This window comes from Nocardiopsis sp. CA-288880 (assembly GCF_050955985.1).
In the GTDB taxonomy this organism is placed as follows: Bacteria; Actinomycetota; Actinomycetes; order Streptosporangiales; family Streptosporangiaceae; genus Nocardiopsis; species Nocardiopsis tropica.
This window is the reverse complement of the sequence record NZ_CP192105.1, coordinates 6145152-6162981: the sequence shown is the minus strand read 5'-3', so window position 1 is coordinate 6162981 and position 17830 is coordinate 6145152. Positions and strand designations below refer to the sequence as shown.

The window sequence follows — 17830 nt, the reverse complement described above, 5'->3', positions numbered from 1 at the left end:
ATCTGTGCCTGAGAGCTTCGCCGCGCGCTCGGCGTGGCTTGCACCTTCGGCGAGGGACGCTGGTCCCTGCTTTCCAGAGTGGTCTCGCCCGTACGGTCCGCTGTGCCTGAGAGGTTGTCGTGGGGAGGGATTGCTCCTTCGGCGGCCCGAGATGGCTACGCGGGCACTCTCCCGTACGGGGTCAGCAACACGTTCAGCCTAGCAGCGGGCGCACACGGCCCCCAAAGGTGCCCGGGCCGGTGCGGGAGCCGGGGGCGGGGCGCGGCACGGGTCCCCGGGGGGAGCTGCCGCCCGGTCGCGGGAGTCGGGCCGAACCCGTCGCGGAGGGGGGCTCCGGGGGTTAGCGTGAGCCGGGGACGGACTTCCTGCGTGGGAGGGATGACGGGTGCGAGCGGACGGGAACCGGGAGACGGGCGGACGGGCGCGGGCGGAGCGCCGAGGGAAGCGGCGGCCGGCGGCCGTGCACGGCACGGCGGTGCTGGCCGCGGCGTGCGTCCTCGGGCTGACCGCGGGCAGCGGGTGCGCGCAGGGCGGCGGCGGTGGCGGGCCGGAGGCGCCGTCCGAGGGCCGGCTGGAGGCGAGTGCGCAGGAGCGGCGGGGCGACGTGGCCGCGGTGGAGCGCCAGGACCTGGAGTCGGTGTTCGCCGAGGCCGGGGTGGAGGGCACGTTCGTGCTCCACGACACCCGTGCCAGGGAGTCGACCCTCGTCGGGGCGGAGGCGGCCTACGAGCGCGCGGTGCCCGCGTCCACGTTCAAGCTGGCCAACACCCTGATCGGCCTGGAGACGGGCGCGGTGTCGGGACTGGACGAGGTGCTGCCCCACGGCGGCGGGCAGCAGCCCGTCGAGGCGTGGGAACAGGACATGTCCCTGAGGGAGGCGTTCCCCGCCTCGAACTTCCCCGTCTACCAGGAGCTGGCCCGCAGGGTGGGGCACGAGCGGATGGCGGCCTGGGTGGACCGCTTCGACTACGGGAACCGGGACGTCGGCGGCGAGGACGTGGAGGACCGGTTCTGGCTGGACGGTCCGCTGGAGATCTCCGCCGTCGAGCAGACCGAGTTCCTGGCCTCGCTGGCCCGTTCGGAGCTGCCGGTGGACGCGGCCCACCAGGAGGCGCTGCGCGAGATCGCCCTCGTGGAGGAGGGCAGCGGTCATACGCTCTTCGCCAAGAGCGGCTGGGCGGTGGACGTCGATCCGGCCCCCGGCTGGTGGGTCGGCTGGGTGGAGCGCGGGGAGGACCTGTACACGTTCGCCCTGCGCATCGAGATGGACGACGACGCGAACGCGGAGCTGCGGGAGCCCCTGGCCCGGGAGCTGCTGGTGGAGCTGGGCGCGCTGCCGGGCGGGGCCGCCGGGGACTGATCCGGGCGCGCCGCCGTCAGGGGGACCCGGCCGGGAGCAGCTGGACGGGGACCGAGCGGGTGAAGCGCTGCTCGGCGTCCATCACCCCGCCCATGAACTTGAAGGTGCGCAGGGTCATCCGCCGGTCCGCGATGCGCAGGCCGGGCAGCTCCTCCAGGAGCTGGCGCTCCACCCGGGTCAGGTCGGGGGCGTCGCGCAGCCACAGGATGAAGAGGGTGTTCTCGGGCCCGGCGATGGTGGTGCACAGGCGTACTTCGGGGATGCGCTCGCCCAGGTCGCTGGCGCCCTCCAGGACGCGGGGGTCGACGGTCCCCCAGAGGGTGGCGGCCGCGTGCCAGCCCATGCGGGCGCGGGAGATGTCGCAGCGCAGCCCGACGAGCGACTGGCGCAGGAGCCGGTTGACGCGCCGCGCGGCGGTCGTGGGCGCGATGTCGAGGCGTTCGGCGATGTGCTGGTACCCGAGGCGCGCGTCGACGCACAGCAGGTCGATGATCCGCTGGTCGAGGGGGGTGACGCGCTCGTCGCCCGGCCCGGGCCCCCGCACGGGGGAGAGGGCCCGCAGCCGGCGCCGCTGCTGCGGGGACAGGGCGCGGACCTGCCACAGGTAGGCCTCCCGGGGCACCTCCGTCACGACGTGCACCCGGTAGGACACCACGTCGGGGAAGCCGCCGACCCAGTTGAGCAGGTAGTCGGCCAGCCCCGCGCCGGGGACCACGGTGAGCATCAGCTGGTGCGACCCGGCCACGAACTGGATGCTGAGGGTGTCCCGGTCCTGTGCCAGGGCGGCGGCCACCCGTTCGACGGTGCCGTTGCGGCAGCTGAGTTCGACGTAGGACAGGTTGCGCCGCGCCATCACGCGCTGCCGCGGGAAGACGGCGATCCTCGCCAGCCCCTCCTCCTCCAACCGCCTCCACCTGCGCGCGAGCGTGGTCGGGTCCGCCTCCAGGATCGGCGACAGCTCGGACCAGGACGCGCGGGGCGCCATCTGCAGGGCGTTGACCAGCGACAGGTCGAACTCGTTGGGTGTGGTGGATTCCTGCATCAGCGACCTCGAAAAACTCTTTTCCGGCGATCTGGGCATCTTAGGGGCGGCTGAGCGTAGGTTTTCGCACAGCCGTCAAACGGCTCTGAGCTGCGTATTTCCAGAATGTTAACCATGGCCGGAGCAGTGATTTCGCATTGTGGAATCAATGGTCCGAGGCCTGGCGAGGAGAAGGGTGAAGGTGGCGCCGATGGCTTCGGAGGACACCGCTGTCGTCTTTCGCAACGGGACGGTCGTGGACGCGACCGGCGCCGGACCGCGCGAGGACTGGGTGGTCGTGGCCCGCGGCGGCCGCATCGACTGGATGGGGCCCGCCGCCGACGCGCCCGAGATCACCGCGCCGCACCGGGAGATCGACGCCCGCGGCGGCACCGTCCTTCCTGGGTTCGTCGACGCCCACGTGCACATGACCATGGGGGGCGACGGCATGAACCCCGCCGCGTTCCTCCACCAGCCGCCGCACTACGGCTACTACACGGCCATCCCCCGGCTGCGCGCCACCCTCGACGCCGGCGTGACCAGCGTCCGCGACCTCGCGGGCCTCGACCTCGCCGTGGTCCGCGCGGTCGAGGAGGGCATCGTCGCCGGACCCCGCATCATCACCGCCTACCGCGCGCTCGGGCCCACCGGCGGCCACGGCGACTTCCGCACCTGCTGCGGGTTCGACTTCGGCACAGCCCTGGGCCCCGGCGGCGCGGTGTCCATCAACACCGACGGCGCCGCCGAGGCCCTGCGCGGCACCCGCGAGGTCATGCGCAACGGCGCCGGGGTCGTCAAGGTCATGGCCGGCGGGGGCGTGTGGAGCCCCCAGGACACCCCCTGGCACGACGGGCTCAACATCGAGGAGATGACGGTCGTCGTCCGCGAGGCCGCCGCGCACGGGATCCCGGTCGCCGCCCACGCCCAGAGCGCCCGCAGCATCCGCAACGCGCTCGCCGCCGGTGTCACGAGCATCGAGCACGGCTACGAGATCGACGCCGAGGGCATCGAGGCGATGCTCCGCGACGGAGCCTTCCTCGTCCCCACCCTCGCCACCGCCACCACGCCGCCCGACCCCGCGAAGTCGGCGGGCTACGCGGTGGAGAAGAAGCTCAGGCTCCAGGAGCACCTCGGCGAGAACATCTCCGCCGCCGTGGCCGCCGGGGTGCGCGTCGCCCTGGGCACCGACTCCGGCATCTTCCCGCACGGCCGCAACCTCCACGAGCTGGCCCTGCTCGTCGAGCACGGCATGACCCCCATGGGCGCGATCCTCGCCGGGACCCGCGAGGCCGCGGAGCTCCTCGGCGTCGCCGACCGGGTCGGCACCCTCCAGGTCGGCAAGTGCGCGGACATCGTCGTCTGCGCCGGCGACCCCCTGGAGGACATCACGCTGCCGGGAGACCCGGCCAACATCACGGTGGTCGTCAAGGACGGCGTCGTCCACAAGGACACCACCGCCCCCGGCCGGCCGCCGGCCGCCGCCTGAGCCCCCCAGACCCCGCCCCCATCCCCCCGTGAGGTGACCATGACCACGCAGAGCCCGAAGAAGGGCGCGGCCGGCGGTGGGACCGCCCAGGAGCGCCCCGGCCTCCTCGCGCGCTCCCTCGACGGCATCGAGCGCGTCGGCAACAAGATCCCCGACCCCTTCGTCCTCTTCCTGATCCTCTTCGCGATCATCGCGGTCCTGTCGACGGTCATGTCGCTCAGCGGGGCCACGGTCGAGGTGCCCGGGAGCGAGGACGGCGCCCAGCCCGTCAGGAGCTTCTTCTCCGCCGAGGGCATCACCTGGCTGACCACGTCCCTGGTCACCAACTTCGTGTCGTTCCCGCCGCTCGGCGTCGTGCTGACCGTCCTGCTCGGCGTCGGCGTGGCCGAGCGGACCGGGCTGCTCACCGCGCTGGTGCGGCGCGCCTTCGGCGGCGCCCCCCGCTGGCTGCTGCCCTACGTGGCCTCGTTCGTCGCGGTCTCCGGCAGCATCATGAGCGACGCGGCCATGGTGGTCGTCCCGCCGCTGGCCGCCATGGTGTTCAAGGCCGCCGGGCGGCACCCGGTGGCGGGCCTGCTCGGCGCCTACGCGGCGGCCACGGCCGCGTTCAGCTGCAGCCCCTTCGTCACCAGCACCGACGCGCTGCTCTCGGGCGTCACCAACGCCGCCGCCGAACCGCTGGGCCTGGGCACCTACGTCAGCCCGATCTCCAACTACTACATCACCCTCGCCATCGCGCTCATCCTCAGCTTCGCCGCGGGGTTCATGATCGACCGCGTCCTGGAGCCGTCCCTGGTCCGCCGGGGGATCACCCGCGACAAGGTCCGGGCCGAGGCGGGAACCGAGGAGTCCGAGGCCAAGGTCATGGACCCGAACCTCACCGACACCGAGCGGCGCGGCCTGCGCCGGGCCGGGGCGGCCCTGCTGCTGACCGCCGCGGCGGTCCTCGCCCTGTGCCTGCCCCCGGGGGCGCCGATGCGCAACGAGGACGGCGCCTTCCTGCCGGAGTCCCCGCTGCTCAGCTCCGTGGTCTTCATCGTCTTCCTGGTGCTCCTCCTCCCCGGCGTCACCTACGGCGTCGTGACCGGGAGCATCCGCAAGGGGGCGGACCTGGCCCTCGTGATGGGCCAGACGGTCAAGGAGATGTCGCCGTTCATCGTGCTGGCCTTCGTGATGGCGCAGTTCCTGGCGCTGTTCAACTGGACCAACATGTCCAGCTGGATCGCCATCCAGGGGGCCGAGGGCCTGGAGGCGACCGGGTTCACGGGCTTCGGCGCGATCCTGTGCTTCATCCTCCTGGCGTTCATGGTGAACCTGTTCATCATCTCCGGGTCGGCGATGTGGGCGCTGCTCGCGTCGGTCTTCGTGCCGATGTTCGCGCTGCTCGGCTACGAGCCCGGGTTCATCCAGGCCGCCTTCCGTATCGGCGACTCGACCTCGAACGTCCTGTCACCGCTCAGCCCGTACCTGGTGATCATGCTGGGGTTCCTGCGCGCCTACGAGCCCAGGGCGGGCATCGGCACCGTGATCGCCCGGTGCCTCCCCTTCACGGTCGTGTTCACCGTCCTGTGGATCGGCGTGCTGGCCGTGTTCTACTTCGGCGGCCTCCCCGTCGGCCCCGGGATGGACGTGCGCATCTGATCCGACCGCCCGGCCGGGGCCCGCGTCCGCGGGCCCCGGCCCCGCACGTCCCGGGCGCTCCGCGCCGGGGACGCACGCCGCCGCACCACCCCACCGCCGCACCGCGCGGCGCCGCCCGCACCGTCCGCACCACCGCACCACCGCACCGCGCGGCGCCGCCGCGCAGCACCGACGTGAGGAGTCGTCATGACCGGCACCAGGACCCTGTACCGAGACCTGACCCTGATCGACGGGACCGGGGCCCGCCCGGTCGCCGACGCCGCCGTGCTGGTCGAGGACGGCACGGTCGCCTACGCCGGCCCCGCGGCCGGGGCCCCGGAGGCCGACGGAGCGACGGAGATCGTGTCCCTGGGCGGGCGCACCGTCCTGCCCGGGTTCATCGACACCCATGTGCACCTCGGCGTGGCCGACGGCCGGGCGCTGGCGACCAACCACGCCGACATCCCGCTGAGCCTGCACGCGCTGGAGACCGCCGAGCGCATGCGGGTCACCCTGGCGGCGGGCGTGACCGGGGTGCGCGACCTGGGCGGGGCCGACGCCGGCTTCCGCACCGCGCAGGAGAGCGGGCTCGTGCCCGGCCCGCGCATGCGTGTGGCGCTGCGGTTGATGAGCCACACGGGCGGCCACGCCGACTTCACGCTCCCCTCGGGCCACGACCCCCACGCGCACGGGCTGTCGGTGACCGAGATCGTCGACTCCCCCCAGGAGGCGCGGGTGGCCGCGCGGCGGCTCATGCGCGACGGCGCGGACGTCATCAAGGTGTGCGCCACGGGCGGGGTGTCGAGCCCCTCGGACACCCCCGACGACGAGGGGCTGACGACGGAGGAGATCGCGGTCGTCGTCGAGGAGACCGCCCGCCACGGGGGCCGGCCGGTCGCCGCCCACGCGCAGGGCGCCGCGGGCATCCGCAACGCGGTCCTGGGCGGGGCGGCCAGCATCGAGCACGGCTACCTGGTGGACGACGAGGGCATCGACCTGATGCTGGAGCGGGGGACCTTCCTGGTCCCGACGCTGTCCACCTTCGACTTCGAGGACCGCGTCCACCTGATGACGAGGAAGGCGGTGGAGACCAAGCGCGCCCTCGCCGAGCGCACCTTCGAGCGGATCACCGAGGCCGTGCGGCGGGGCGTGAGGGTCGCCATGGGCACGGACGCGGGCATCTCCGAGCACGGGCGCAACCTGAACGAGCTGCGCCACCTGGTGTCGGTCGGGATGAGCCCCATGGACGCGATCGTGGCGGGCACCCGCAACGCCGCCGAACTGCTCGGTACGGCGGACCGGGTGGGGACCGTGGAGGCGGGCAAGCTCGCCGACCTGGTCGTGTGCGACGGCGACCCGCTCGCCGACGTCGCCCTGCTCGGGGACCCGGGGCGCGTGGTGATGGTGGTGCAGGGCGGCCGGGTCGTGAAGGACATCCGGGCCGCCTGAGGGCCGGTCGGCGGGCGGCCCCGGACACCGTGCGGAGCAGCGGGGCGGGGCACGCCGGAGGTCCGCCCCGGACCGGCGGCCGGTTCCGACCGCGGAACCGGCCGCCTCCGTCGCGGGGCGGGGCGTGCCCGCGGACGGCGTCCGCCGGGCCCGTCCGTCCCGGACGGGCGCCCCGCCCCGGGGCGCCCCGGGTACGTCAGGCGGCGTTCTCGCGGCGCTTGCGCACGGCCTCGGCCAGCTGGTTCAGCACCTCGCCGGTGGTCTCCCACCCCATGCACTTGTCGGTGATCGACTGGCCGTAGGTGAGGTCGGCGGGGTCGCCGAGCTTCTGGGCGCCCTCGACGATGAAGCTCTCCAGCATGACGCCGATGACGCCCTTCTGGCCCGCGGCGACCTGGGCCGCGATCGCGGAGGCCACGCCCGGCTGGCGCTTGTGGTCCTTGCCGCTGTTGGCGTGGCTGGCGTCGATCATGAGGCGCCGGGGCAGGCCCGCGTCCTCGATGACGTCGAGGGCGGCCCCGACCGGCGCCGTGTCGAAGTTGGGGCCGCTGCGGCCGCCGCGCAGGATCACGTGGCAGTCCGGGTTCCCCTCCGTGACGACGACCGACCCGGCCCCGGCCGGGTCGACGCCGAAGAAGGTGTGCGAGGCGGAGGCCGCGCCGACCGCGTCCACCGCGACCTGCACGTCGCCGTCCGTGCCGTTCTTGAAGCCCACGGGGGTGCTCAGGCCGCTGCTGAGCTGGCGGTGCACCTGGCTCTCCGTGGTGCGGGCGCCGATGGCCCCCCAGGAGACGACGTCGGCGATGTACTGCGGGGTGATGGGGTCGAGGAACTCGGTCCCGGCGGGCAGGCCGAGGGAGTTGATGTCGAGGAGGAGCTTGCGGGCGATGCGCAGGCCGTGGTGGACGTCGTAGGTGTCGTCCAGGTGCGGGTCGTTGATGAGGCCCTTCCAGCCGACGGTGGTGCGCGGCTTCTCGAAGTACACGCGCATCACCACGCACAGGTCGTCGCGCAGGGACGGCACCAGTTCGGCCAGTCGGCGGGCGTAGTCCAGGGCGGACTCGGGGTCGTGCACCGAGCAGGGGCCGACGACGACCAGGAGCCGGTCGTCCTCACCGTCCAGGACGCGCTTGACCTCGGCGCGGGACTCCTCCACCAGGGCGCTGCGGTCCGGGCCCAGCGGGAGTTCTGCGAGCAGGTCCCGGGGGGCGATGAGCGGCTTGTAACTCGCCACCCGTGTGTCGTTGGTGCTCGGCATCGTGTAGTTCCCCTTGGTCCCGTCTGTCCATGTATCGCACTGCTGTCACGCTGTCGCCACGAAAACACTAGCGCGGCCGTGCGTGCGGGGAGGCGTCGATCCGGAACACCGGCGCCGGTCACGGGATGGGAAACGCCACATCCGCCGAGGGGGAAATCGGGTGTCTCGCGATGTGGGACGCCATTCCCGTGGAAATCCGCGGCAATGGCGGCCGGGGCCGCCGTCCGGGCCCGGGGGCTCAGTCCTTCAGGCCCGGGAGGTCCTCCTCCCAGAACTCGTGCGGATTGCGGGTGCCGTCGACGACCGCGCCGCGCTCGGACTCCGCCGCGCGCAGCTGCACGCGGCGGATCTTACCGGACACGGTCTTGGGCAGGTCGGCGAACTCCAGGCGGCGGACCCTCTTGTACGGCGACAGCCGCGCGCGGGCGTGGAGCAGGATGGCCCGCGCCGTGGCCGCGTCGGGCGGCGCCCCCTCGACCGGGGTCACGTACGCCTTGGCGACCGACAGGCGCAGCGGATCCGGCGAGGGCACCACCGCGGCCTCGGCCACGTATTCGTGCTCGATCAGGACGCTTTCGAGTTCAAAGGGTGAGATGCGGTAATCCGAGGCCTTGAAAACATCGTCGATCCGACCGATATAGGTAATGTGCCCGGTCGAATCCCGGCTCGCGATGTCACCGGTGCGATAGCGCCCCCGGCGGGTCAGTTCGCGGGTGAGGACCGGGTCGTCGTCGTACCCCTTCATGACCCCGACGGGACTCCGGGTCATGTCCACGCAGATCTGCCCGGTGTCGGACGGCTCGTCGGTGACCGGGTCGGCCAGCACGACGTCGTAGCCGGGCATGGGCCGTCCCATCGACCCGGGGAGGACCTCCTGGCCCGGCCCGTTGCCGATGACCAGCGTCGTCTCGGTCTGTCCGAACCCGTCGCGGACGGTCAGCCCCCACGCCTCCCGCACCCGGTCGACCACCTCGGGGTTGAGCGGTTCGCCGGCGGACAGGGCCTCGCGCAGCCCCACCTTCCATCCGGCCGGGTCGGCCTGGACGAGCATCCGCCACACGGTGGGCGGCGCGCACAGGGTGTCCACGCCGCAGCGCACCACCTCGTCGAGCAGCCGTCCGGGGTCGAACCGCTCCTGGTCGACGACCAGGACCGTCGCCTCGGCGTTCCACGGCCCGAACACGCTGCTGTAGGCGTGCTTGCCCCACCCGGGGGAGGACACGTTGAGGTGGATGTCGCCGGGGCGGACGCCCAGCCAGTACATGGTGGACAGGTGGCCCACGGGATAGGACCGCTGCGTGTGGGTGACCAGCTTGGGCCGCGACGTCGTCCCGGACGTGAAGTACAGCAGGAGCGGGTCGTCCGGGCCGGCGTGGTGAGGGGGGTGGAACTCCAGGGCGGCGTGCTCGGAGTCGGCGTAGCTCAGCCACCCGTCCATGTATCCCACGCAGATCCGCGTCCAGTGGCCTCTGAGGTGCGCGAACTTATCGGTCTCGGCGACCGAGCAGACCACGTGCGCGATCTCTCCCCGCTCCAGCCTGTCCACCAGGTCGGCCTCGGACAGGGCGGTGGCCGTCGGCGCGACGACCGCCCCGAGCTTGACCGCCGCCAGGGTGGTCTCCCACAGCTCCACCTGGTTGCCGAGCATCACCATGATCCGGTCGCCGGCGCGGACGCCCTGGCCGAGCAGCCAGTTCGCCACCTGGTTCGAGCGCTCCGACAGGTGGCGGTAGGTGTACTTGGCCTCGCCGCCGTCGTCCTCCACGATCCACAGGGCGGTCCGGTCCGGGCGCCGCTCGGCGACCTCGTCGAAGTAGTCCAGCGCCCAGTTGAACACGTCCGGTCTCGGCCAGGCGAACTCGCGGTGGGCGGCCTCCTGGTCGGTGCGGTGCGCCAGGAGCAGGTCCCGTGCGGCACGGAACTCCGCGGCGCCCTCGGCGGCCATCTCTCTCGACATGTCTGGCGACCTCCGGTTCAGGGACAGGGCGCCGACCGCACTGTCCGCGGACTCCGCCCGGAGAGGGCGGTGGAACGGGTGTGCCCCGCTGGTCCTACCCGGGATGCGCGCCCCCGACGCCTCCCCTTGGGGCGCCCCGGCTGGCTCTAGGATGTGTGGACATGGAGGAACTGCGCGGACACCACGGAACCTGGCGGATCGACGACGAGACGGTCCGCATCCGTTTCGAGTCCGGCCGCAAGGTCCCCACGCTGCTCAAGTCCCTGGGAAGCTGCACGGTGCCGTTGGCGGCCGTCCGCGAGGTGGATTTCGACCGGGGCGACCGCAAGCACGGGTGGCGCCTGCGCCTCGGGCTCGCGGACGGCGCCGACCCGTACGCGGCCCTGGGGCTCCCCGGCCGGGACTCCTCCACCCCGCTGCTGCTCACCGGCCCCCACGACACGGAGCTCGTCGCGGAGTACCTCTCCGAGCAGATCGCCTCCTCGGCCCGCTACGCCGGGGAGACCCTCGCCGGGGAGCTCGACCCCCGGCAGGTCGCCCTGGGGCTGGTCGGCAGGCCCCCTCTCCAGGTCCGCACCGCGGAGGGCTCGGCGTCCTTCGACGGCGCCCGGGTGCGCCTGCAGTGGGACGGCTGGCTGGCCAGCACGGCCAAGGAGAAGGAGAAGGCCCGCGACTACCGGCTGTCCGAGGTCCTGGAGGCGGAGTGGCGGCCCCCCGTGGACGTCACCGAGGGCCACCTGCGGATCGTGCTGCGCGGCGTCACCCTCCCGGGGGCGACCGAGCTCGCGAACGACTTCTTCACCCTGGCCTCGCACGGGACGAAGGGCAGTGAGGACACGCTGCTGATGGCGGCCACCCTCAACGCCCACATCCGGGCCGCGGACGCCCCGGGGGAGGGCCCCGCGGCCCTGGGCGCCGGCGACCGGGCCGACGACGGCGGAGGCGAGGCGGTCTTCGCCACGATCCGCGAACTCGGGCGCCTCCACTCCGAGGGGCTGCTCACCGACGAGGAGTTCAGCGCGAAGAAGGCGCAGCTCCTCGACCGGCTCTGACCGCGTTCCGGCGCCCCGGGGCCGGCCGGGTCCGGGACGGCGGCGGGCCGGCCGGCCCGCCGCGCTCCGCCGCGGTCCGCCCGCGGGCGCGGCCGGAGCTCCCGGCGCGTCCCCGCACACCATCCCCAGCTCCCGCCGGGACCCCGGCGGGAGGCCGCACACAGGAAAGGGCTCACGCCTTGCGCACTCTGTACCCGCCCATCGAGCCGTACGACTCGGGCATGCTCGACGTCGGCGACGGACACCGCGTCTACTGGGAGCTCTGCGGCAACCCCGAGGGCAAGCCCGTGGTGTTCCTGCACGGCGGGCCCGGCGGCGGCTGCGTCCCCGACCACCGGCGGCTGTTCGACCCGGCACGGTACCGGATCCTGCTGTTCGACCAGCGCAACTGCGGCCGCTCCACGCCGCACGCCGGCCAGATGGACACCGACCTGTCCACCAACACCACGTGGGCGCTGGTGGAGGACATGGAGCGCCTGCGCGAGATGATCGGCGCGCAGAGCTGGCAGGTCTTCGGCGGTTCGTGGGGGAGCTGCCTGGCACTGGCCTACGCGCAGAAGCACCCGGAGCGCGTCAGCGAGCTCGTCGTCCGCGGCATCTTCACGCTCCGGGACGAGGAGCTGCGCTGGTTCTACCAGGAGGGCGCCTCGAACCTCTTCCCGGACCTGTGGGAGTCCTACCTGGCGCCGATCCCGGAGGAGGAGCGCGACGACCTCGTCGCCGCCTACGCGCGGCGCCTCGCCTCCCCCGACCGGGAGGTCCGGCTGGAGGCGGCCCGCGCGTGGAGCGTGTGGGAGGGGTCCACGGTGACACTGGTGCCCGACCCGTCCCTGCGGGAGCACCACGCGGACGAGGAGTACGCGCTGGCGTTCGCCCGGATCGAGAACCACTACTTCGTCAACAAGGGGTTCCTGGAGCCGAACCAGCTCGTGGACGGGGCCGGGGCGATCCGGCACATCCCCGGCGTGATCGTGCAGGGCCGGTACGACGTGTGCACGCCGGTGCGCACCGCCTACGACCTGCACAAGGCGTGGCCCGAGGCGGAGTTCCACATCGTGGACGACGCCGGTCACGCCTTCAGCGAGCCGGGCATCCTCGACCGCCTCGTCGAGGCGACCGACCGCTTCGCCGGAGAGTGAGCCCGGAGCCCGGGGCGCCCGTCACGGGGCCCCGGGCGGCCGGTTCCGGGAGCCGCGGCCCGCGGCGGTGGAGCCCGAGCGGCGGGGCTCCGGCCCCGGACCCGCGCTCAGTAGAGGGCCCGGCAGGGGCCCTCCTGGGCCGTGACGTCGTCGGCGGGGCCGGTCTGCGCCAGCTGAGCGCGGGCCCGGTGCCGCGACAGGTTCCACGAGGCGAGGCCCTCCTCCCCGGGGTCGTCCAGGCGGTACGCGATCCCGCTCAGGGCGCACGCGCGGTCACCGCCCTCCAGTTCCACCAGGGCGGGCAGGGCGTCGGCGGACAGGTCCCTCAAGTACCACGTGTCGACCTGCGTCAGCTCCAGGTCGTGGTGGCTCTCCGCGATGCGCAGGTCGGGGTTCCCGTAGGCGAACACCGCCAGGGCGACGCCGGCCAGGGCCGCGGTGCCCCGGGGCAGCCAGGCGGCGCGGCGGCCCAGGGTGTTGAGGACCCCGGCCGCGATCACCAGTCCGAACACCCCGGCGCTCCACACGATCCACGCCTCGGCGCTGATCCGCAGCCGCGTCAGGCCGTAGGTGTCGATGTAGAGCTGGAGCCGCATCATCGCCGAGGCGAGGATGACCAGGGTGAGCACGCACAGGAGCCCGAGCAGGGCGTTGCGCAGCGTCCGGGTGGCCGCGGGCCGGGACGGCAGGACGTACACGGCGACCGCGATGACGCACAGCACCAGCAGGCTGACGACCACCAGCTGGAAGAAGCCCTGGCGCGCGTACTCGGCGTAGGTGACCCCGGCGACCCGCTGGACGTGGTCGTCGCCGCCGAACATGGCGACGGCCTGCACCCCGAGGAACGCGGTGAACAGGGCGACCAGCGCGCCGAGCGGGACGGTCCACACCCAGACGGGCAGCGAGGCGGACGCGTGCCCGGCCCCGGCGGGCCGGGCGGGGGCTTTCGCCGGGGCGCGGCGGCGCCTGGCGGCCAGGACGGCGGACCCGGTGAACAGGACGGCCGCCAGCATCGCGAACAGCCGGGAGAACCCGTCGAAGAACGTGCTTCCCGAGAACGCCCCCTCGAACAGCCGCGCGACGTAGCCCGCGAAGACCGCGTCGGCGAAGGAGAACAGCAGGCCGAAGACGAGCAGGAGCGCGCCGGTGACGAGCGTGGTGAGCAGGACCGGTCCGGCCAGGCGCCGTCCGCGGCCGCTGCGCAGGGGCCCCACCAGGAACAGGGGGGTGGAGGGCAGGTTGCGGAACAGGCCGAGCGAGCCGCTGACGACCCCGACCGCGCCCTCGCGCGAGGACGGGTTGCGTACGGAGAACGCGAGCGAGGCGAAGAAGAAGGACGAGGTGAGCGTCCAGAACAGCACCCAGCCCGCGTCGCGCAGGGCCGCCGTGAGGAGCAGGGCGGCGGCGATCACGCCGTAGCCCGCCGACCAGGCGTGGGCGTAGCGGTCGGGGCGCGGCTCGTCGGCGGCCCCGCCGCGGGCGGTGTCGGGGGCCGGCGCCGGGGCGTCCGGCGTTCCGGCTCCGGACGGGGCGGGCCCGGACGTCCCCGGCGCGGACGGGTCGGCGGCCGTGTGCTGCTCCGCCCCGTCCTGCCGGGCGTCCGTGTCCGCCTGTGCCTCTGCGTCCCCGGTCTCCTGCGCGGCGTCGGTCGTCCCCGCCGCGACGGCGGAGCCGTCCTCCTGGGCGTCCGCGTCTGCCTGCGTCTGCGCGACGCCGGTCTCCTGTGCCTCTGCGTCCCCGGCGTCTCGGGCGACCCCGGCCTCCTCCGCGGTGCCGGTCGTCCCCGCCGCGACGGCGTCCCGGGTCTCCTGCGCGTGCTCCGGACCCGGTCCTTCGGAAGGCCCCGTCCCCGCAGACCCGGTGTCCGCGTGCCCGGAACCGTCGTGCCCGGCTTCTGTGTCCCCGGAGCCGGAGCCGGAGCCGGAGCCGGAGCCGGAGCCGGAGGCGTCGGGGCGCGTCTCCCCGGAGCGGGGGTTCCCGGCCTCCCCGCCGGGGACCGCCTCGCCGGTCCCGGGAGCCCGTGCCCCGTCCGCCTCCTGCGCGGCGGGGGCGTCCGCCTCCGGGAGCGCCCCGGAGGCGCTCCCGTCCGGCCCCTCGTCGCGGCCGTCCGCCCCGCCGGGGGCGCCGCCCGGGACGGGGGGACGCACCGTCAGCGCAGTCAGGGCGGTCAGGCCCGCCACCGCTCCAGTGATCACGATGCCGAGCCCCGGACGGTCGAGCGTCGCGAGGAAGGCCGCCACCACGCCCACGCCGAGGAGCGCGAGGGGGAGCCACACGGGCGCCTCGGGCAGGGGGATCCGGGGCCTGGCCCCCCAGAAGTCCTGCTGGTACATCTGCGCGTAGCTCTGCCGACCACGGGCGGGGTACGGGCCGTACGCCTGATGGGCCGGATACGCCTGGTGCGCCTGGTGCGGCGGATACGCCGGATGCTGCTGGGCCGTGTCCCCGGGCCGGCCCGGCCGGCCGTCCGTCCCGGCGCGTCCGGCCGTGTCCCCGTGACCGCGCAGGGCCCCGGCGGAGGGTCCGTGCCCGGAGCCTCCGCCGGGGCCCTGCGCGCCCCCGCCGCCCGTGTGTTCGCTCGGCATGCCACCCCTCTCCACGACGGCCCGGACGGCCCGTGCTGTCGTGACAGTTGGACAGCCGGATGGTGTCCACGGTTCACCGAATGCCCGGCTTGTGTCATCAAGTTCTCAATAGGACCGAATGGGCGAATCCCTTCGGTCCCTGTGGTGACAATGCCCTGCCCCGGCCGGGGGGAGTGGCTTAGGCTCGGGTCCTGCGACCGACCACGCGAGGAGCACACGAGCATGCGAGTCGAGGTCGACTACGACCAGTGCGAGAGCAACGCCCTGTGCATGGGCGCGGCGCCGGAGGTGTTCGAGGTCCGCGACGACGACTTCCTGTACCTGCTGACGGAGGAGCCCGCCGCCGGGTCCCACGACGGCGTCCGCCGGGCCGAGCGGCTGTGCCCCAAGCGGGCCATCACCGTGCTGGAGTGACCCCCGCCGCGGCCAGGGCCTCGTCCCACGTCGTCGGCTTCTCCAACAGCCCGCGGTAGCGCATCGTCCGGGGCGTGGAGCGCAGCCCCAGCACGCCGGTGAGCATGCCGTCCCGGCCGAGGAAGGCCACGAACTTTCGGTCCTCCGGTGAACCGTGCACGAAGGTGACCTGATCCGCCGGTGCTCCCTGTCCCAGCAGCTGGAGCTTCATCTTGTATTGGTCCGACCAGAAGTAGGGCACGGGGGTGAAGGGCGTGCGCCCCTCCCCGGCGAGCAGGTTGCGGGCCGCGGCCTCGCCCTGCTCGCCCGCGTTGGTCCAGTGCTCCAGCCGGATCCGGCCGCCGTAGCGGGGGTGCGGCCAGTTCGCGAGGTCGCCGACCGCGTACACGTCCGGCACCGACGTCGCCGAGTACCGGTCGCACGCGACCGCCCCGTCGGCGAGCAGCTCCACCCCCGACCCGCGCAGCCACTCGGTGTTCAGGTGCACGCCGATCCCGGCGACCACCAGCGACGCCTCCACGGCGCTGCCGTCGGTCAGCCGGACCCTCTCCACCCGGCCGTCCCCCTCGAACCCGGCCACGCCGGCGCCGAGGCGCACGTCGACCCCGTTCTCCCGGTGCAGCTCGGTCAGGAGGCGGCCGATCCGCGGGTCCACCACGCGGGTCAGCGGCGTCGCCGCCGCCTCCACCAGGGTCACGTCCATGCCCGCGGCGCGGGCGCTCGCGGTGACCTCTGCGCCGACGAAGCCCGCGCCGACCACCACGAGGCGGCCCCCCGGGGCGAACGCCGCGCGCACCGCCTCGGCGTCGTCGAGCGTGCGCAGCACGTGGACCCCCGCCAGGTCGGTGTCCGGACGCCGGGCCCGCGCCCCCGTGGCGATGATCAGGCCGTCGTAGCGCACGGTCCCGGCGGCGCCGCCCGGACCGGAGACGGTCACCTCGCGGGCCGCGGGGTCCAGCGCCACAGCCCGGGTGCCCGTGCGGAGGTCCAGGCCGAGGGCGTCGACGGCCGCGTCGTCGCGCAGGCGCAGGGCTCGGTGGCCCGCCAGCCAACCGGGCCCTCCGCCGGAGGGGTCCATGCCGATGCCGGTCAGCACCTCCTTGGACAGGGGAGGGCGCGAGTAGGGGCGGTGCGCCTCCTCGCCGAGGAGCGTCAACCGCCCCTCGAACCCTTGTGCGCGCAGCGCCTCGGCCGCGTGCAGCCCCGCCATCCCGGCGCCGACGACGACTATCTCGTTCAGGGTGTCCCGCACGGTGCTGTGCCTTTCGGTGGTCCCTCCCCGGGGAGGGGACGTCAGAGTGGGCGGACCTCGCCGACGGGGGCGCCACCGCCGTGGACGTCCACGCGCAGCCGGTCCTGGACGGGGGAGACGTCCACACCGAGGGTCCGCAGCGCGTCGAGTGCGACCAGGGTACGCGCCCGCTCCTCCGCGTCCCCGTCGCTGATCTTGACCGCGACGGTCTCACCCGTGGCCGCGGAGAGCACCAGGACGCCGTCGGCGCCGATCTTGGAGACCAGGCCCGGCATCCGGGTCATCAGGTCGGTGTCCACGCGGCCGGGGCCCGACACGTACTCGGGGTGGGCGCTCATCGCGTCCAGGACGGCCCGCTCGCGGCTGCCCCCGGGCGCGGTGCGCATCCGCCACAGGCCGCGGGCCAGCCCGGCCAGGGTCACGGCGAGCTGGGGCGCACCGCAGCCGTCCACGGCGGTGTGCGCGACCTCCTCGCCGCACACCTCCTCCGTGGTCTCGCGGACGAGCGCCTGGAGGGGGTGGTCCGGGTCGAGGTAGTCGTCGGTGCTCCACCCGCGGGCGACGCACGCGGCCAGCATGGCGGCGTGCTTGCCCGAGCAGTTCATGAGCAGGCGCTCGGGTTCGCGCCCGGCGCGGACGAACGCGGTGCGGGCCCCGGAGCCGCCCGGGGCCGCGGGCGGGCAGCCGAGGGCGTCGGGGGTCAGGCCCGCGGCCGCGAGGATGCTCCTGGCCTCGTCCGCGTGGAAGTCCTCGCCGCCGTGGCTGCCGGCCGCGATGGCGAGGGAGCGGCCGGCGAGGGGGGCGCCCGCGCGCAGCGACGCCAGGGCCTGGAAGGGCTTGGCGGAGGAGCGCGGGAACATGGGCTGGTGCACCGGGCCGCGGGCGTAGGCGATCTCGCCGGACGCCGTCAGCCCGACGACCGCGCCGTAGTGGACGCTCTCGCGCATACCGGACCGGACGACCTCCGCCAGGGGGACGTACTCGGGCAGCGGGCTCTGGGGCATGCGGGCTCTCCTCGACGGTGAGGTTCGGTGGGCGCGGGGTGTCCTCCGGCGGGCGGACACGCGTAAGAACGTTACATAACCCCCCTTTCTTCCGTGTGGCCAGGTGTCCGGGCCCGGCGCGGCCGGGCCCCGGCGGCCCGGGCTCCCGGAGCCGGTCGGCGGGACGCGGAGCAGGGGCCCGGCCCGGGCTCCGGCCGTGTCCCCTGACACGATCTGCCCGGACGACGCGTGCT

At 74.1% G+C, this 17830-nt stretch carries 13 protein-coding genes and 1 riboswitch; of the genes, 7 read left to right on the top strand and 6 right to left on the bottom strand.

Translation table 11 applies throughout. The features are described from left to right. Positions 1-83 precede the first annotated feature (83 nt). A riboswitch (glycine riboswitch) is annotated at positions 84-184 on the bottom strand. Positions 185-385: 201 nt separating this feature from the next. Then, on the top strand, positions 386-1360 hold the full coding sequence (locus ACQPYD_RS26545; RefSeq protein ID WP_433698200.1) for a penicillin-binding transpeptidase domain-containing protein: 975 nt from the start codon (positions 386-388) through the stop codon (positions 1358-1360). Between the two features lie 16 nt (positions 1361-1376). Here ACQPYD_RS26545 and ACQPYD_RS26540 read toward each other — a convergent pair whose 3' ends face one another. Continuing rightward, complete coding sequence (locus ACQPYD_RS26540; protein WP_433698199.1) at positions 1377-2402, bottom strand: Lrp/AsnC family transcriptional regulator; 1026 nt, start codon at positions 2400-2402, stop codon at positions 1377-1379. A gap of 190 nt (positions 2403-2592) precedes the next feature. Here ACQPYD_RS26540 and ACQPYD_RS26535 point away from each other — a divergent pair, with 190 nt between their 5' ends. From ACQPYD_RS26535 to ACQPYD_RS26525, 3 genes are all read left to right on the top strand, one after another. Continuing rightward, entirely contained in the window at positions 2593-3867 is a 1275-nt protein-coding gene (locus ACQPYD_RS26535; protein WP_433698198.1) for an amidohydrolase family protein, read from the top strand. 39 nt (positions 3868-3906) lie between these two features. Then, positions 3907-5508: an AbgT family transporter gene (locus tag ACQPYD_RS26530; RefSeq protein ID WP_433698197.1), complete on the top strand. Its 1602-nt coding sequence runs from the start codon at positions 3907-3909 to the stop codon at positions 5506-5508. A gap of 186 nt (positions 5509-5694) precedes the next feature. Then, a complete protein-coding gene (locus tag ACQPYD_RS26525; protein ID WP_433698196.1) occupies positions 5695-6936 on the top strand; it encodes an amidohydrolase family protein in 1242 nt (413 codons plus the stop codon). A gap of 196 nt (positions 6937-7132) precedes the next feature. Here the strand turns inward: ACQPYD_RS26525 and ACQPYD_RS26520 are convergent, their stop codons facing one another. Both ACQPYD_RS26520 and ACQPYD_RS26515 read right to left on the bottom strand, forming a co-directional pair. Continuing rightward, a complete protein-coding gene (locus ACQPYD_RS26520; protein ID WP_433698195.1) occupies positions 7133-8194 on the bottom strand; it encodes a 3-deoxy-7-phosphoheptulonate synthase in 1062 nt (353 codons plus the stop codon). A 238-nt stretch (positions 8195-8432) separates the two neighbouring features. Then, positions 8433-10151 carry an AMP-binding protein gene (locus ACQPYD_RS26515; protein WP_433698194.1) on the bottom strand — a complete coding sequence of 573 codons (1719 nt, stop codon included), beginning with the start codon at positions 10149-10151 and terminating at the stop codon, positions 8433-8435. 161 nt (positions 10152-10312) lie between these two features. Here ACQPYD_RS26515 and ACQPYD_RS26510 point away from each other — a divergent pair, with 161 nt between their 5' ends. Together ACQPYD_RS26510 and pip are read left to right on the top strand one after the other, a co-directional pair. Beyond that, complete coding sequence (locus ACQPYD_RS26510; protein WP_433698193.1) at positions 10313-11203, top strand: DUF4429 domain-containing protein; 891 nt, start codon at positions 10313-10315, stop codon at positions 11201-11203. 179 nt (positions 11204-11382) lie between these two features. Beyond that, positions 11383-12342 carry a prolyl aminopeptidase gene (gene pip, locus ACQPYD_RS26505; RefSeq protein ID WP_433698192.1) on the top strand — a complete coding sequence of 320 codons (960 nt, stop codon included), beginning with the start codon at positions 11383-11385 and terminating at the stop codon, positions 12340-12342. A gap of 107 nt (positions 12343-12449) precedes the next feature. On the opposite strand, the gene ACQPYD_RS26500 is transcribed toward pip, so the two are convergent. Continuing rightward, positions 12450-14927, bottom strand: coding sequence for a DUF4153 domain-containing protein (locus ACQPYD_RS26500; protein WP_433698191.1), 2478 nt, complete (start codon positions 14925-14927; stop codon positions 12450-12452). A 222-nt stretch (positions 14928-15149) separates the two neighbouring features. Between ACQPYD_RS26500 and ACQPYD_RS26495 the strand changes: the two genes are divergently transcribed. Continuing rightward, positions 15150-15341 (top strand): ferredoxin, encoded by a 192-nt coding sequence (locus ACQPYD_RS26495; protein WP_330159543.1) that lies wholly within the window; start codon positions 15150-15152, stop codon positions 15339-15341. On the opposite strand, the gene ACQPYD_RS26490 is transcribed toward ACQPYD_RS26495, so the two are convergent. Together ACQPYD_RS26490 and ACQPYD_RS26485 are read right to left on the bottom strand one after the other, a co-directional pair. Beyond that, positions 15325-16593 carry an NAD(P)/FAD-dependent oxidoreductase gene (locus tag ACQPYD_RS26490; RefSeq protein ID WP_433698190.1) on the bottom strand — a complete coding sequence of 423 codons (1269 nt, stop codon included), beginning with the start codon at positions 16591-16593 and terminating at the stop codon, positions 15325-15327. The genes ACQPYD_RS26495 and ACQPYD_RS26490 overlap by 17 nt on opposite strands. Positions 16594-16634: 41 nt before the next feature. Next, complete coding sequence (locus tag ACQPYD_RS26485) at positions 16635-17597, bottom strand: asparaginase (RefSeq protein ID WP_433698189.1); 963 nt, start codon at positions 17595-17597, stop codon at positions 16635-16637. Positions 17598-17830 lie beyond the last annotated feature (233 nt).

Bases quoted from the DNA above. Each gene is read 5' to 3' on its own strand.
- ACQPYD_RS26540 (WP_433698199.1), bottom strand. From the start codon at position 2,402: ATGCAGGAATCCACCACACCCAACGAGTTCGACCTGTCGCTGGTCAAC.
- ACQPYD_RS26535 (WP_433698198.1), top strand. From the start codon at position 2,593: ATGGCTTCGGAGGACACCGCTGTCGTCTTTCGCAACGGGACGGTCGTG.
- ACQPYD_RS26530 (WP_433698197.1), top strand. From the start codon at position 3,907: ATGACCACGCAGAGCCCGAAGAAGGGCGCGGCCGGCGGTGGGACCGCC.
- ACQPYD_RS26525 (WP_433698196.1), top strand. From the start codon at position 5,695: ATGACCGGCACCAGGACCCTGTACCGAGACCTGACCCTGATCGACGGG.
- ACQPYD_RS26520 (WP_433698195.1), bottom strand. From the start codon at position 8,194: ATGCCGAGCACCAACGACACACGGGTGGCGAGTTACAAGCCGCTCATC.
- ACQPYD_RS26515 (WP_433698194.1), bottom strand. From the start codon at position 10,151: ATGTCGAGAGAGATGGCCGCCGAGGGCGCCGCGGAGTTCCGTGCCGCA.
- ACQPYD_RS26510 (WP_433698193.1), top strand. From the start codon at position 10,313: ATGGAGGAACTGCGCGGACACCACGGAACCTGGCGGATCGACGACGAG.
- ACQPYD_RS26500 (WP_433698191.1), bottom strand. From the start codon at position 14,927: ATGCCGAGCGAACACACGGGCGGCGGGGGCGCGCAGGGCCCCGGCGGA.
- ACQPYD_RS26495 (WP_330159543.1), top strand. From the start codon at position 15,150: ATGCGAGTCGAGGTCGACTACGACCAGTGCGAGAGCAACGCCCTGTGC.
- ACQPYD_RS26485 (WP_433698189.1), bottom strand. From the start codon at position 17,597: ATGCCCCAGAGCCCGCTGCCCGAGTACGTCCCCCTGGCGGAGGTCGTC.